Annotated in this window: 17 protein-coding genes; all 17 read right to left on the reverse strand. The window is 37.6% G+C overall.

The genetic code is table 11. The features are described from left to right. Positions 1–155: 155 nt before the first annotated feature. Positions 156–353: a cold shock domain-containing protein gene (locus tag HFD99_RS08685; protein WP_013373372.1), complete on the reverse strand. Its 198-nt coding sequence runs from the start codon at positions 351–353 to the stop codon at positions 156–158. A gap of 346 nt (positions 354–699) precedes the next feature. Beyond that, positions 700–1,038: a hypothetical protein gene (locus HFD99_RS08690; protein WP_123797713.1), complete on the reverse strand. Its 339-nt coding sequence runs from the start codon at positions 1,036–1,038 to the stop codon at positions 700–702. Positions 1,039–1,041: 3 nt separating this feature from the next. After that, positions 1,042–1,434, reverse strand: a complete 393-nt coding sequence (fliS, locus tag HFD99_RS08695) for a flagellar export chaperone FliS (RefSeq protein ID WP_123797714.1) — start codon at positions 1,432–1,434, stop codon at positions 1,042–1,044. A 20-nt stretch (positions 1,435–1,454) separates the two neighbouring features. Then, positions 1,455–2,954, reverse strand: a complete 1,500-nt coding sequence (fliD, locus tag HFD99_RS08700) for a flagellar filament capping protein FliD (RefSeq protein WP_123797715.1) — start codon at positions 2,952–2,954, stop codon at positions 1,455–1,457. Between the two features lie 12 nt (positions 2,955–2,966). Next, positions 2,967–3,365, reverse strand: coding sequence for a flagellar protein FlaG (locus HFD99_RS08705; protein WP_123797716.1), 399 nt, complete (start codon positions 3,363–3,365; stop codon positions 2,967–2,969). 82 nt (positions 3,366–3,447) lie between these two features. Next, entirely contained in the window at positions 3,448–4,473 is a 1,026-nt protein-coding gene (locus HFD99_RS08710) for a hypothetical protein (protein ID WP_167440863.1), read from the reverse strand. A gap of 513 nt (positions 4,474–4,986) precedes the next feature. Then, entirely contained in the window at positions 4,987–5,994 is a 1,008-nt protein-coding gene (locus HFD99_RS08715) for a hypothetical protein (RefSeq protein WP_123797718.1), read from the reverse strand. 31 nt (positions 5,995–6,025) lie between these two features. Continuing rightward, positions 6,026–7,165 carry a DegT/DnrJ/EryC1/StrS family aminotransferase gene (locus tag HFD99_RS08720; protein WP_202984355.1) on the reverse strand — a complete coding sequence of 380 codons (1,140 nt, stop codon included), beginning with the start codon at positions 7,163–7,165 and terminating at the stop codon, positions 6,026–6,028. Next, positions 7,126–8,136, reverse strand: coding sequence for a Gfo/Idh/MocA family protein (locus HFD99_RS08725; RefSeq protein ID WP_102998465.1), 1,011 nt, complete (start codon positions 8,134–8,136; stop codon positions 7,126–7,128). Before HFD99_RS08725 ends, HFD99_RS08720 begins: the two co-directional genes overlap by 40 nt. Positions 8,137–8,149: 13 nt before the next feature. Further along, the gene (locus HFD99_RS08730) at positions 8,150–10,039 is read right to left on the reverse strand and encodes a glycosyltransferase family 2 protein (protein ID WP_102998464.1); all 1,890 of its coding nucleotides are present in this window, start codon (positions 10,037–10,039) and stop codon (positions 8,150–8,152) included. A gap of 146 nt (positions 10,040–10,185) precedes the next feature. Beyond that, a complete protein-coding gene (locus tag HFD99_RS08735; protein ID WP_040102729.1) occupies positions 10,186–11,001 on the reverse strand; it encodes a flagellin N-terminal helical domain-containing protein in 816 nt (271 codons plus the stop codon). Positions 11,002–11,152: 151 nt separating this feature from the next. After that, positions 11,153–11,392 (reverse strand): carbon storage regulator CsrA, encoded by a 240-nt coding sequence (gene csrA / locus HFD99_RS08740; protein WP_123797719.1) that lies wholly within the window; start codon positions 11,390–11,392, stop codon positions 11,153–11,155. A gap of 2 nt (positions 11,393–11,394) precedes the next feature. Then, positions 11,395–11,847, reverse strand: a complete 453-nt coding sequence (fliW, locus tag HFD99_RS08745; RefSeq protein WP_016822921.1) for a flagellar assembly protein FliW — start codon at positions 11,845–11,847, stop codon at positions 11,395–11,397. A 90-nt stretch (positions 11,848–11,937) separates the two neighbouring features. Beyond that, positions 11,938–12,507: a DUF6470 family protein gene (locus HFD99_RS08750; protein WP_123797720.1), complete on the reverse strand. Its 570-nt coding sequence runs from the start codon at positions 12,505–12,507 to the stop codon at positions 11,938–11,940. A 17-nt stretch (positions 12,508–12,524) separates the two neighbouring features. Beyond that, a complete protein-coding gene (flgL, locus tag HFD99_RS08755; RefSeq protein ID WP_123797721.1) occupies positions 12,525–13,445 on the reverse strand; it encodes a flagellar hook-associated protein FlgL in 921 nt (306 codons plus the stop codon). A 63-nt stretch (positions 13,446–13,508) separates the two neighbouring features. Then, positions 13,509–15,077: a flagellar hook-associated protein FlgK gene (gene flgK / locus HFD99_RS08760; protein ID WP_044786133.1), complete on the reverse strand. Its 1,569-nt coding sequence runs from the start codon at positions 15,075–15,077 to the stop codon at positions 13,509–13,511. Positions 15,078–15,095: 18 nt separating this feature from the next. Next, a complete protein-coding gene (locus tag HFD99_RS08765; RefSeq protein ID WP_025365993.1) occupies positions 15,096–15,596 on the reverse strand; it encodes a flagellar protein FlgN in 501 nt (166 codons plus the stop codon). Positions 15,597–15,604: the final 8 nt, after the last annotated feature.

Below are 15,604 nucleotides of genomic sequence, written 5' to 3' on the forward strand. Positions count from 1 at the left end.
TCTGTTATGTTGAGCCCCTTACCACCGTGTAAGGGGCTCTTTTATGTATGTAGAAAACATAAAAAAGCCCTGGAATATATTCCAGGGCAGTTGCTAGCGCGTTATCCATTGCTAACCATCTTACCAATTATGTAGGTCGGCTATGCCGGGGATGATTATAATTTGGTTACGTTAGCGGCTTGTGGTCCACGTGCGCCTTCGACGATGTCGAACTCCACGTCTTGTCCTTCTTCAAGTGTTTTGAAGCCTTCTGTTTGAATTGCGGAAAAATGTACAAATACGTCGCCGCCGTCAGCCGTTTCGATGAAACCATAACCTTTTTCTGCGTTAAACCATTTTACTTTACCTTGCATGCACTAACATTCCCTTCGTCATCAAATGAAGTGAAGCTCTCGCCCACATTTTTGACTATACCACCCAAAGTTATCCATTGTCAATTGGAATTGATAATGTTTTCATGTATAGTTATTCCATATATAATACAATGGGTAAATAGTCAACAACTTTGTTCCTTGATCTTTAGAACTTGAACTAGAGCAGACTTACTAATCATGTTTTAAACTACATTTTAGAGTCTGAAACGATAAATTGATAGATCTTTTTGCTTTTGAGGGTTCTTTTCTTTATTTAGAAACTATTTAATTGTTAAAGAAGCTCTCGTCCACATAATAAAGCGTGTTAGACGAGAGCTTCTAGAATTTATTTTCTACGATCCATCAGAAAGCTATCAGGCGTATAGTTAGATTCATAAGCATTGCGTTGCGATTTGGCTATATTTCTTTGAACAAGCCAATTTTGGGCTTCCTGTTTTAACGATTGCATACGCTGATCAATTAACGCATCATAGCTTAGAATAGACTCTAACTTCATTTTTTGTTCTTCTGTCATCGGTAAATTTTCCAAGGCATTTACCAATTGATCCACCTTCATTTGACGAACTTCGACAAAAATCTCAACTTCCTCGTAATTTGTCTCATTCAGTCGAAGTATGAATTGTTGGGTTAGTTGCTCCAATTGGGATAAAACTTCATTGATCATAGCTTACTGTTCCGTTGACAATGACATACCTGCCGTTAGCTTGTTCACTGCAATCCAAGTTTCACGTAATTCTTGCAGATAACCCAGCACTTCTTCACCTGACTCAATCTTTTTCTTGATATTCGTTTGAATCAATAAATAATTCATATACTCATATAAAGCATATAAATTTTTGGAAATATCATACGAGTAGTTTAAAGTAGACATTAACTCACTAATAATACTTTGTGCTTTGCCCAGGTTTATGTTTGCTTTAGCAATATCATTAGATGATATCCCTTCCAGACCTGCCTTTACAAAGCGAATAGCACCGTCATATAACATAATAATGAGCTGCCCTGGCGTAGAGGTCTGCACCGAAGACTGTTTATACTTTTCATAAGGAGATGAGGTCAAACGAATCACCCTTTTCTAGACTATTGTAAAAAGCTTGTCAAACTGGACGACTGCGACTGGTACTTGCTCATAGCCTTTTCCATAGCCGAAAACTGCTTGTAATAGCGTGTTTCAGCATCAGCGAGTTTTTGGGTCATCTCTTTAATATCGCTGTTATAGTTCTTAAGCTGCTTTCCCATTATACTGTCAGCCTTTAAGGTCATACTAGCATTTGTATCGAATTTTGATGTACCTGCTTTTTTTACAAACATGTCTAACGTAGTATCAAGCTTACTTCTCAACTCGCTAAAGATGGGCTTGCTGTCTACATCAGCAGAGGACCCTTTGAATATATTCATAACCTTATCAGGATCTGTTGTCAAAGCTGCCTTCAGCTTCTCTTCATTAATTTGTAATTTCCCATTCTCGTAGTATTGGCCTGTTGTAATACCAACCGCACTCAAACCGCCTAATTTACTGGAAATAGTCATACGCATTGAAGAGACAGCAGAACTTAAAATTGAATCATTTTTGAGGAGACCACTTTTTGCCTTTTCTTCCCACTGCTTAATTTCATCTTCCTTCATGTCTTTCCTTTGATCGGCTGTCAGTGGAGGAAAATCGCGATACTTTTGTTCACTTAGTTTCGTATTAAATGTACTTAGTAGGTCATTATAAGTATCCACAAAAGATTTAATGGTCTCCATAGCTTTTGTTGGATCTGACTGGGTTGTGATTTTAGCTGGTCCAGTAGTTCCAGTAGTCTCTAACAGAGTCAGCGACACTCCATTAACGACAAGGGAATTGTTATCAGGATTATAAGTTTTGGAACTCGAATCTGCAGTATTCGTTACTATAACTTCCCCTTTTTCAGCCGCCTTTACATCTGTAGAACTAATTTGGAATAAATCCATAAGCGTACTGCTTTTAACCTGCTTATCAGCACCAGTTAATTTAATATTATTTTTATCCCCATAATCTTTAGCTGTAATGGAGAACTTACCACTGATTTCATCAAAAGTCGCTGTTACATTCGCCCCTTCTGAATTGATGCGGCCCATCACTGCAGATATTGTATCAGTTTTCAGAAACGTGATTGTTTTGTCATTAATATTTAACTCATAAGTATCTGACGCACTGCCACCTGCAATTTGCTCCAATGTTGTATTCTTAGTAGCATCTGCAGTGCTGCTCCCAGCCGTACGTAGGCCTGTAGAGGTTTGCATATTGGATTTTGTTGCTAACTTGTTAACAACTACAGACATAGGTGTAGAGCTTGCGTCAGCATTAGCTTCCGCTTTAATAGCCGTTGTATTACCAGTTAATGTTGCCTTCTGAGTGTTCATTGCCTCTGACTTACTCATGCTGGATAGTTTGTCTCTAAATTGTACGATTTTAGTATTTAACTCACGGTAGCTATCACGCGTCCACTCTAATGTCTGCTTCTGCTGATTCAGCTTGTTTAACGGGGTTTTCTTGGCAGTCATTAAAGATGTAACCATGCTATCTATATCCATTCCTGAAAAACCATTTATACGCATCTAATTGCCTCCTTATACTTTTTCATCTATGAGAATTCCTGCAATCTCCATCATCTTTGCTACTAAATCAAGCGTCTTTTCAGGAGGAATCTCCCGAATCAATTCTCCTGTGTCTTTATTGAGGACTTTGACCAAGATCTGGTGTGTTTTTTCATGCACACTCATTTCCAACGTAGTTGTAGGTCCCTGAAGAGCTTTGACCGCGCGGTCTATAGCACGAATAAGCTGCTCTTCTCCAAGAGGAATAGCAACCCCCTGCTGCTCCAATTTAGTTAAAGCTGACCCACTTTTTATAGCAGTTACTAATGATTCAGTTGTTTTGTTACCAGTAGTGAAACCTTCACTACTTTGAGACACACCGTTCGCCTGTCCACTCATCTGATTCGTTGAAACCGAAAATTGTAGATTCATTCTTCCAACCTCCGATGGCCTATTTATTATTTTATCGGTTGTTTAGAGTATATTGTGAAGAATATAAAACTATAATAGTATATTAAAGACTATCTAATACTCTATTCAGCATATTAGTAACTTTAACAGCTCCCTTTTCATTAAGGTGGTCCATATCTAAAAAATCAGATTCAACAAAGTCATCTGAATCAAATAAATCGACTAACTTAAACTTGTGTGTATTAGCCAGACTATTCATAACTTCATAGAAAACATCCTTAAATTCGGGATCAAAAAAGTTTTGGTAATATTCCGTCGCAGGGAACACCACAACGATAGGAGTTATCCTTTCTTCGCTTAAATAATTGATGAGATTTTCCAAAACATTAGTATTCTCTTTTACAGTTTCATTATGGACTAATAATTGATTATGTTGTTCTGCTCTTTGTTGACCTACTTCTATCTTTTGCAACAGCTCCATGTCCTCTAATCTAATATTTCCGAGTAAGCTGAACAATTCTCTGTTAATATTATTATTAAAGTATGAATCGTGTACAATTACTGCATCAACAATAGTTTGGTCTAATTTTATTTTATTGAATATAATATGATATAAAAAGCTTAGGTTGTTATCATCAAAATTCATATCAGTTGAGGTGGCACTATCAATTACTTCGAAATGGTGGGAATCCTTAAAAATAGGATAATAAACCCTGTTAATCCTTTTTTCAGCTTCTTTTTTACTTCTGGATAAATCAAAGTGAAAACTGTAGTAGGACATACCTATAATACAGTATTTAATATTTCGACTATACTTTAAGGCCTCTTTTACGATTTTATGACTATAATAAAGATCCTGAGAAGCAAGAGACAAATTCAGAACACTTTTACTAAAACCACTTTCACTAAGCCCAAACATTGAATAAGACGATCCTGCTGCTAAAATTTCTGAATCCGTATTTTTCTTCATATTCTTAGATAAATAGTAATAGTCATAATTACTATAATATTTCCGACTCACAAAATTACTAATAAATTCCTGGACTAATTTTTTATAACTAATGACTTCGTCAAAACTAGCTAGCAAACCAGCTAGTTCTTCACCTACACCATCCACATTTTCAATCAAAACATGATATTTGACCTCTCTCTTCTCAACCAATTCCTTTAAAAAAGTCAATGAACTTTTATCATTTGAGAAGTGCCCTTTAAATACTGTATTTTCTTCATGAAAACATTCGCTTATAATATTTTGATCATCCTGTCCTAAAAAATAAATATTGATTCGACGTTGATTTTCTAGAACTTGATAAAACTCACTGCACTTAAATATAACTCCTTAATATAGTGAAATCATTTCTTCTCGTGTATACTCACCATTACAATACTCAATAACTGTAGTGACCCTCTCTGTTAGTTGTTCGAACTCTTGGTACATTAGATATTTTTGGCTTCCAATAATGAATTCCACCAGGATGTTAATACAACTAAATATTTCTTCATCACTGCTCAGTCCAACCATTTCATTTCTAAGTACATTTAGCTTCTCAATATCGCTATAGTAATCGATTATACCTATTCCGTTTTTGTAATAATAGTCTTTCATCTCCTTAAGACTTTCCCATTCTTTAACTTGCAGGTTCTATTGTTTATTTATATTTCCACTATCATTCAACATATAGTGACTTTCACACTGGGGACAAATCCAGACTGAAGGTTCTTTTGCTGGATATAAATCATTTCCACAACTACATAGCCATCCGATTGCTCTTGCAGGGACACCAACTATCTTCTGATGTGCTCTCACTGACCTCACTATAGCTGCATGAGCTCCTGCATAGCTATAATCCCCAATAGTCAAAAGTTGGTTTACTGAAGCCTGTATACCCAACCATACACTTGTACCTATGGAAACTCCTCCTGCTACCATTACTCCCCCAGCAATCAAAGTTTTCTTACCAATACAAGTAGAATGCGCTATATTTACATGATTATCTATTTTTACTTCACTTTCAATTTTTGTAAATTCACCAAATAAACCTTTATCAATCGTAACACATGATCCAATTTCAACATCATCAGAGATATAGACACCACCTACATGCGGTATAACTTTCCTCTTCCCACCTATATCTTTCACTTGAAATCCATTTCCACCTATAACTGTATTCGGTTTTATAACGACCCGATCACCCAAAATAGTGTTAGGCATGATGATTACGTTATCCATTATTACGCAATCATCCCCAATAGCAACTGATTCTCCTATCACCGCTGTCTTCGCTAAAACAATATTAGCTCCTCTTCGTTCTTCTACAACTTGAAATGTATTTTCATGAACAAAATACATGAAAATACGATAGAACAACTGCTCAGGATTCTCATCAGTTATTAAATAACTTTTTGCTGAACTACATAATTTCAACTTTACAAAGGAGCTATGAACAATACAGGCCCCAATATTAGATTTATTAAATTGTTCTGTATACACTTCAGAATTAGTATAACTTAGCTGCATTTGAGGCATATTTGTCCTAGTGGATAAATTACCAAATCTCGAAATAAGAATATCTTCTCCTAAAACTTCGCAATTAAATTGTTCCGCTATAGAAGATAACAATATGGGGTCCATACATAATTCAATTTCCATTTAAAATCACCCTACCAATGCTAAATTTCAGTTATACAGAAAAGTTATTAATTGTCTGAACCACATACTCAAGGTCTTCCATGGACAGCGCAGGGCTCACAGGAATAGACAGAACCCGCTCTGATAGTTTATCTGCTGTAGGACATGAATACTGCTTTTGTTTAACAGATGCCAAGTACTCTTTTATATGCAATTGCTTATGGACTGGTAATTGATAATGAATACCCGTCCCAATTCCTTTTTCAGTTAAATAGCTTACGAGTTGATCTCTATAGGTAGTCGTTATTGTGAATTGATGAAACACATGATGTGAATACTTATGAACAAATGGTAACGTAACCAGATTGTTGTGTATATTGGAGAAATAATATTCCGCATTTTTTCTTCGAGCAGAATTCATTTGATCAATTTTCTTGAGTTGCTCAATACCGATAGCTGCCGCAATATTAGTCATTCTATAATTATAGCCAAGTACTTCATGTACGTATCTTTGTTTTGAACCATGATTGATTAGCAATTTACTAGTATCCAAGAACTGTGTATCCTGAGAAACAATCATTCCCCCCTCCCCAGTAGACATGTTCTTGGTAGGATAAAAGCTAAACGTGCCACCACATCCAAATGTACCTACTGGCTTGGATTGATAAGTTGCACCATGCGCTTGAGCACAATCTTCAATAATGGTTAGATTAAATTCATTAGCTATTTCAACTATTTTGTCCATTTCGCAAGATTGTCCAAACAAATGAACAAGCACAAGATATCTTGCCTCGGGAAAATCATTGGCTGCCTTACGTATAGCTTCCGGTGAAATATTAAAACTGGCCTCGTCTACATCAACAAAAACAGGGACTGCATTGCAATATAATATAGCATTACTAGTTGCTACAAAGGTGAATGGAGTAGTTAGAACCTTATCTCCTGGCTTTACACCTGCAGCCAATAGAGCAACATGCAAAGCTGCAGTACCATTGGCAACCGCTGCTGATCCTGTATAACCAAAATGCTCAGAAAACTCTCTCTCAAATTGGTAAACCGTCTCTCCCTGAGCTAACTGTCCACTTTCCAAAACTCGAGTTACGGCTTCAATTTCTTCTGTTCCTATCGATGGCTTTGCTATGGAAATGTGTCTCATATCGTTATATTCAGCTCCTGTTCTTGTGATTCCCACGATTTTGAAACTCCTGTTGTCGCTTTTTGAATTTCTTTTACTATTTTCAAGGCTTGAAGCCCTTCAGTTCCGCCAGTTTGGGGGGCAACCCCAGTTTGTATAGATTTAATAAAATCATTTATTTCCATGTGCAATGGCTCATGATTAGCAACTAAGACTTTCGCAGTAATCTGCTCCTGTGTATATTTGTGATCAAAGCCTGTTTGAAATAAGTCCACTCCTACTGATGTTCTACGGGTTAGATAAAGCTTACGCTCTAAAAGATCTGCTTCAATTAACTTCTCGGGCATAATGATTCTCCATGACCTTATTTTTTGCTCAGTAGCGCGGCTTGTCGTTATGCTAATAAGAACACCGCTTCGACTTATAAGTTGTGCATTTACTAAATCATTTCTATCAGAATGAACACATACAGCCTGGGCAGATATAACCTGTACAGGTTCATTGAGCAAATAATATATTAAGTCAATGTCATGAATCATGAGATCAGATATCACATCCGTATCAAAGATCCGAGGATCAAAAGGGCTCTCTCGATGAATATCTATATAAACTGGCTTTTTGTCATTAAGTAGCTGCTTCAATTCTGTCATGACAGGATTAAAACGCTCTATATGCCCAATAGCCAGTCGACTTCCCGTTCTCTCTGATAATTCAATAAGCATCTCAGCATCGTGGATCTCTTGAGTAATGGGCTTTTCCAAAAGAACATTTATATGATTTGCAAGAAAAAACTTAGCAATCTCATAATGCGTACTTGTTGGTGTTACAATACTTACTGCATCAACTTTCCCTACAAGTTCTCTGTAATCTTTAAACCCTTCCACACTAAACAATTTTTGCGCCTGCTTTATTCGTTCTTCATCAATATCTACCACACCAACTAAGTCCACATTAGGATTATGGTATAAATTCCGTATATGATGAAGACCCATATTACCTGTCCCAATGACAGCAACTCTAACTTTCATTCCCTCACCTTCCTTAGTTAGCTATTTCATGAACCCACAAACAAAGTGGGAATTTACTCTTAATACTCTCAACAATACTTTTCATCATTTCCTTGTCTTCTAATTGCTCGTACAAACGATAGCTTCTTTCATAAGAGCTATATTCAGGGGAAAGATCTAATAACTTTGTATAAAGAATCTGCGCATCTTCCAGATAACCGGAATTCAAACAAGCATCTCCCAATAATCTTATTATTTTCGCATCAGTAGGATGAACCTCGAATAATTTGACTAAAAGATCAATAGCTACTTCATTAAAACCATACTTCATCATTTTTTCTAAAGTATTACATTTAAGTTCTAAAGAACCCAACCAAATATACTCTAAAATACATTGGAAGCTTTCATACTCTTGAAGTACCAACAAGCGATCAACTAGGTTTTCCAGTTTATTTTCCAAGTATGTTGTAAATTTCGGTGTATCTATTTCGTGGTTCATAATAATGCTTCGAAGCACCTTTGCTTCTTTTACACTTAAATTCAAATAAGATCTGGATAATTCGAATAGCTCAGAATCTTTGAGAATCAGTGCAAGTAGCAAAATATCTTCACCATTCTCGGCATTAATATTCTCCATTCCTAACCACATTAATTTTGCTTTGTCGTATTGCTTATCGTACTGAGTTGCCACAGTTGAAACATTTGCTTCCGAGTTAATCTGATAGTCATTGAGATATCTATTTAATAGAGGGTGTCGCAATGAATAAAGCACTTCTAGAAGAGTCTTTAATTCACTGACATCAGAGATACGATAAATCTGATTAAAATTTTGATAAACATCTTCTAATGGAATATTTGCCAGAGTAACAATCTGAAAATACTTCGCAACCGAAGGTATGAAATGTTTCTTCAATTTTATCGCTTCCACAATGTAATCATAGCTTTTCGAAAAGCCATAATTTTTTTCATATAATTCAGCCAACCTATAATATGCCATATAGGTTCCATTGCCCTCTGTTATTGTTATTCCTTGATCACCAAGTTGTAAACAAGTTTTTAATGCTGCTATTGCATCTTTATAATAATGAACCTCCAAGAACACCAGCGCTTGGGTGTGACGTAAATCAGTTTCATTAGGATACAGAACAGTAGCATCATTAAGTATTTGTAAAGCATCAAACTCTCGTTTTAAAGAAATTAAGCATTGGCTTAAATTGGTTATAAGATCAGATACAATAATCAAATTCGTACTTAATGGATATGCCATTTTAAAATAGTGTACTGCCTTTTCATGCTCCCCAACCCACTTATAGGTTCTGCCCATGTTAAACAAATTATAGGCATTAGGATTTTCTTTTACTTCCTGCAGCATTAAAGGTAAATTTCTTTTTTGTTTATCTCTATCTTGCATCATTTCATCTGTGTACCCTGTGTGGTAAAGATAGGATTTTCCAAAGCCGCTCGTAAATGCCTTCTTATCCTCGTCTAAATTATTTAAATGCTCATGCAGCCGATTGCGATAATATAGCCCCCTAAAATTAGCGAAAAGTCGTATAGAGGTATTCTCTATTTTTTGACCCTGAGAAAGCAGGTTATGAACTTTCAGGAAATAATAATCACATTCTGAACTTACATCCGCTTTTAGGTCTGAGCCCTCATCCAAATATTCATCTGCATCCATAATCAAAATATAATCTGATGTCGCATATTTAATTGCTTCATTTCTCGCAGCAGAAAAGTCATTAACCCATTTAAAGTTATAAACCTCATCTGTATATTCCTTCGCTATATCCACCGTTGCATCTGTCGAACCTGTATCTACAATTATAATTTGATCCACTTTGTCCTTTACACTATCTAGGCATCTTCTTAAATACTGTTCCTCATTTTTCACAATCATACATAATGCAATTGTTTTGTACATATATCAGAATTTCCTCTCACCAAAAGAATAATTATCGTTACTCCTTATATCGGTCATATTTCGATGAGTAATTAGTTCAGAGGGCATAAAAAAGAAAACTCTCATCAAAAAAGATGAGAGTTCCCGATAAAGATATTCGATTAAACTTAACGAAGCAATTGAAGAACTGCTTGCGGTTGTTGATTTGCTTGAGCCAACATAGCTTGGGAAGCTTGAGCAAGGATATTGTTTTTCGTTTGGTTCATCATTTCTTTAGCCATGTCTACGTCACGAACACGGGATTCAGCAGCAGACAGGTTCTCGGAAGTAGTTCCCAGGTTGTTGATTGTGTGCTCCAAACGGTTTTGGTTTGCACCCAGTTTAGCGCGCTCGGAAGATACTGTTTTAATAGCCGCATCTAAAGATGAAATCGCAGCATTCGCACCTGTTTGAGTAGAAATATCAACCGCATCAATTGCCAGGGATGCAGCACCCATGTTTCCGATTGACAATGTAATTGCTTGGCCTGCGTTAGCACCAATGTGGAACACTGCGCTACTGATACCAGCACCATCCAGCAATTTTTTAGTATTGAACTCAGTATCTGTAGAGATACGATTTACTTCTTTAGTCAATTCAGCTACTTCTTTTTGGAGCTCAGCACGGTCATCGTTTGTATTCGTATCATTCGCAGATTGTACAGCCAATTCACGAACACGTTGCAGGATGCTGTGTGTTTCGTTCAGTGCGCCTTCAGCTGTTTGGATCAAAGAAATGCCATCTTGAGCATTTTTGGAAGCCATATCCAAACCGCGGATTTGACCACGCATTTTTTCGGAAATTGCCAAACCAGCAGCATCGTCACCAGCACGGTTGATACGAAGACCAGAAGACAATTTTTCAATTGCTTTGTTCGTGTTAGTAGTGTTTGCATTCAATTGACGGTGCGTGTTCATTGCAGCAATATTGTGGTTGATAATCATTTTAAATTTCCTCCCTGAAGGTAAATGTCCCACATCCATGTGGTTTATTGTTGTTACAGCTATCCGTTGAAGTCGGCCGCCCCTCCGCAATAGCTTGTACTATATATATCGACATTCTCGTCGAACTTTTAATAGCATTTTAGGATTTTTTTTATTTTTCGTTATTTTTATTTATCATCTTGCGCAAAGCATCTAAATTTGTCTGCGTATGGGCAGCAGATTCACGATTGGACTCTTGAATGCATAAATAGATTTCTTTGCGAAAAATGTCCATCTGTTTGGGTGCTGAAATTCCTATACGAACAGTATCTCCCTCTACTCCGAGCACCGTGACCTCAATGTGATCCTGAATAATAATAGATTCGCCTTTCTTACGCGAAAGTACCAGCATGCTTATTCACCTTCCTTTGAGCGGACGGTTTTGTCTTCCTTAACGGGTTGCAGTGAATGCTTGGTCTGATAGGGAGACTGGTGCAGAACAACTTGCTTGGCTTGCCTATTATCGGGATTGAACACTAGAGGTGCCAATAGATTAATCGTTGAGTTTTCCACCTGCTCCTGTAATGTTAGTATGCTGCGAACGACCAAATTAGATTCAATCTTCAGTTCTTCTGCTTCGCTATCAGGGAGTTCAAACTCATATTCAGGATAAAAAATAAAAGGATCCACTACAACAAAAGAGAGTTCTTTTTGCTGAAGGGACTGGAGATAGTAAAAGGGTGCCTCATCTTGATCAAGCAACACAAATTCAGTCGTCTCCTCAAATCCCGGAATTCCTTTTTCAAAACGATATATTTCTTTTTCATTAACTTCAAGGTCACCCCAAATAGATGTGGATATAATCACTAATATTCCTCCAATATTTAATCAGATCTATACGTTTTATTAAAAAAAGGCTATAGATGGCTTGAATAACCTCTATAACCTTAACTTATTTTACATCATGACATCAATTTCAGGCGGAATATAGGCCACAGATGGATACTGCTGCATATAAATCTCTAGTTTCCCCCGAGTATACTCAATCTCTGGATGATTAACGGTCACATGCATTTCCGATACAGCAGGTGTATATGTAATATCAGGTGCACGTGTTTCAACACGAATATCGACATTATCCATAGATGCCGGGCCCCTAAATTCAGGAAGCACATGCGTTTCTATATCCTCTCCATAAACATTGGCTACAGTATTGCCAGGAATGTGAATCGCCGCCATTCGGTTGCCTTGCTCCACTTTATGCGCAAGAGCTTGCAAAAAAATCTGCGGCAATCCTGAATAAATCCGATTATTCATCTCAAGGTAATTGCCACCATTATAGGCAGAGAAGGCCGCACTTTGATCTATGGTCAGCTGTGGCTGGTACTGGTGAATTTCAAGTTGAGCACGTCGTGTCTTTAATTCCATATCAGCCGAAGGCTGTCGAATCGAATACTGCCCAGGGTCTGCATCAATATGCAGGATAGCCGGAGTTTGCCGGATCTGAAGTGTAGGAATGATGGCCATCTCTCCCCCTCCTTAGACTATCTTAAGAAATCAACTAATGATGCAGATATGATTTTTGCTCCCGCTGACAAAGAAGCATTGTAAATATTCTCTTGAATCTTGGAATTCATTAAAAGCTCAGCATAATCCGCATCTTCCGTTTTAGATTGCAAGTCTGTTAAGTTTACTTCCAAATCACTCAAGCGATTCTGCATTAACTCCACACGGTTGGATTTAGCCCCCATTTCCGACCGCACTTTCAGCATTTTATCCACACGCGAATCAATATTAGCTAGTTGATCCCCGCTCGTTTTAATATCACCACTTGCCAAAGCTGAAGATAGCTGATTAAAAATAGTGAATAAATTATCAGTATCTGTGCTTGTTCCTACGACTTCGTTACCAGTAACATTAATTGGCAATGCTACATTCTCGCCCACTATAAAGTTAACATTCCCAGTATCCGTAACTATTAATGCTGCTCCAGACGTATCATGCGTATTATCAGCGTTCAAAGGGAGGTCATAAGGCTTCTTGTCATAAGTCTGACCATTGAATATATATTTTCCGTTTAATTGACTGTTCAAAACATCAATCATTTGTTCCTTAAGCTGACCAACTTCTTTATTAATGCTGTCCAACGCAGATTGTGGATTAGTCCCCGTGGAGGCCTGTACTGTAAGTTCACGTACTCTTTGCATAATTTGGCCAGCCTGATCCATGACCGTATCATTAAAATCAAGCCAAGACACTGCGCTGTCCACATTCCGCTGGTATTGTTCATTTGAAGACAGCTCAGATCGGTACCTTAAGGAATACGTAATGCCTACAGGATCATCAGAGGGTTTGTTCAACTTACGTCCAGTCGACATCTGGTTCTGCGTATTATTCATACGTTCAGAATTTCGATTTAAATTAAGCAAAAGCTGTGAGCTTAGCATATTGTTAGTAACTCGCATAGTTATATCCCTCCGTAATTAAATATCCTATGTATATAAACACCAGATATTTAATCCCCATTCTTATCTTCCCACTACACCCGTGGAGTTAATTAATTTATCTAATAATTGATCGAATGTGGTCATAAACCGAGCAGCGGCACTATAGGCATGCTGAAACTTGATCATATTGGACATTTCTTCATCCAGTGAAACACCGCTCACAGATTGACGCATAGTTTCTACCTGAGATACGAGAGCTGTCGAGTTTTGTGTCTGTCTTGTAGCCTCTTGAGCCTCTATCCCCAACTGACCAACCATAGAACTGAAGAAGCTATCAATAGTAGCTGTATTCCCTGTAGAAACCGAAGTGAAATTGCTTAATTTCAAATTGGACATCAAGGATGCCAATGTATTATTACCCTTAACCAATTCCTCAGTAGGAGCAGTGCCTGTTACCCGAAGGGATGCTGCAATAGCGTTAGGATTATCTACTATAGCAGTGTTTAACGTGATATTACCTGCTGTTATGGTCCCACCATTATTTGAAGTTACAAAAAAAGGCTTACCCGCAACCATATTACCATTAGCATCTTTATCTTCTTGGGTATAACCCAGTTGATGCAAACCATTAAGACCTTTAACTGTAACTGTTAAATCCGATTGGAGTGTTCGGCTGGTCCCAGTATAAGTCACTCCATTCAGTACTGTACCTTCTGGCAAAACTGAGCCTTTAGGTAGTGTTACAGTGATATTACCTGTCGCCAATGTGTTGGCGAGGTTATCCATTTGAGCTGTGTAATCAGCTACAAATCGGTCCCTTGAGAAAATCATTCCATGCACTTCGCCACCTTGTAAATCATTAGAGGCAAAAGCTGCTTGTAAAAAAGCACCGTTAATTCCAGTAGTCGGTTCAAATCCAGCTACTAATGCTTGACCACCCATATTAACGTTGTAGCCTTGATCGGTATCAGTCACCGTTATATTAACGATTTTTGAAATTTTATCGACAATCAAATCACGTTGGTCACGTAGATCGTTAGCGTTATCCCCTAAGCCTTCAATTTTAGTAATCGACTGGTTCAGATCAGCTATGGAGTTTACATAACTTTGTAGCTCACTAGACTTAGCCTCCACATTAGAGGTTAAATCCGCAGATAAATTATTCAACTGTTTACTCATATGATTCATTGCATCAGTCAAGGCAAGTGCATTTTCTTTAACAATAGTTCGTGCAGTCACACTTTCTGGGTCTTTACTTAAGTCAGACCAAGATTTATAAAAGTTATCTAGAACCTTCCGAATCCCTGTATCGGACGGCTCATTCATAATCTGTTGTAGCTTATCAAGCGTATTACTACGGATTGTCCAACTACCCAATTCAGTATTTTCTCCGCGATACTGGCTATCCAAGAACTTTTCACGAATACGTTCAATAGCGTCAAATTCAACACCTGTTCCCAATTGACCAGGTACATTAGAACGGTTAATACCGTAAGCCTCCATGGGGATGGAAGCCTTCATTTTGACCGTCTGCCGTGTGTAGCCTTCCGTGTTAGCGTTAGCTATGTTGTGTCCTGTTGTATTTAAAGCTGCCGTTTGTGTAAAAAGACTTCTTTTAGCTGTTTCTATGGAATGAAATGTGGATGGCACTCTATTTTCCTCCTCGGCTCAAGCCTTAGTGTCAAACAATCCAGGTCGTGCGTGTTGATTACTCTTCTGATCAGGATGCATATAAGTCATCTCCTGATTAGGACGTCCTACAAGTAGATCTAAAGAGTAATCAATAAACACCAACGATTGCTCGATGAGTTTTTGATTGATTTCATTAATTTCCTTTAATTCTGAAAGAGTGTGGGATAAGCGGCTCTGGACACTGAGGAGTTTGTTCTTATCTTCTAGATCAAAGACAAGGCGCGCCAGCTCGGTTATAGTCAAATTAAGCTGAGACTTAATACCACGTTCACGAAGAAGCTCATACGAAACCTCCATACGAGCTTCTTCCAACTGTTCTACTTGTTTAAGGAGTCTGGATTCCTGGTTCAAATGCTGTACCAGGCTATCCATATCATTTTCCATGACAATCTTTTTTTTACTTTTCGCCAGTTCTAATAAAATAAGATGCTTTTGATCTAGCTGTTCCAGCACACCAATCAAACGCTCTAAAGGCATATCCTTCA

Origin of the sequence: Paenibacillus sp. EKM301P (assembly GCF_011800295.1) — a bacterium.
GTDB classification, from domain to species: domain Bacteria; phylum Bacillota; class Bacilli; order Paenibacillales; family Paenibacillaceae; genus Paenibacillus; species Paenibacillus polymyxa.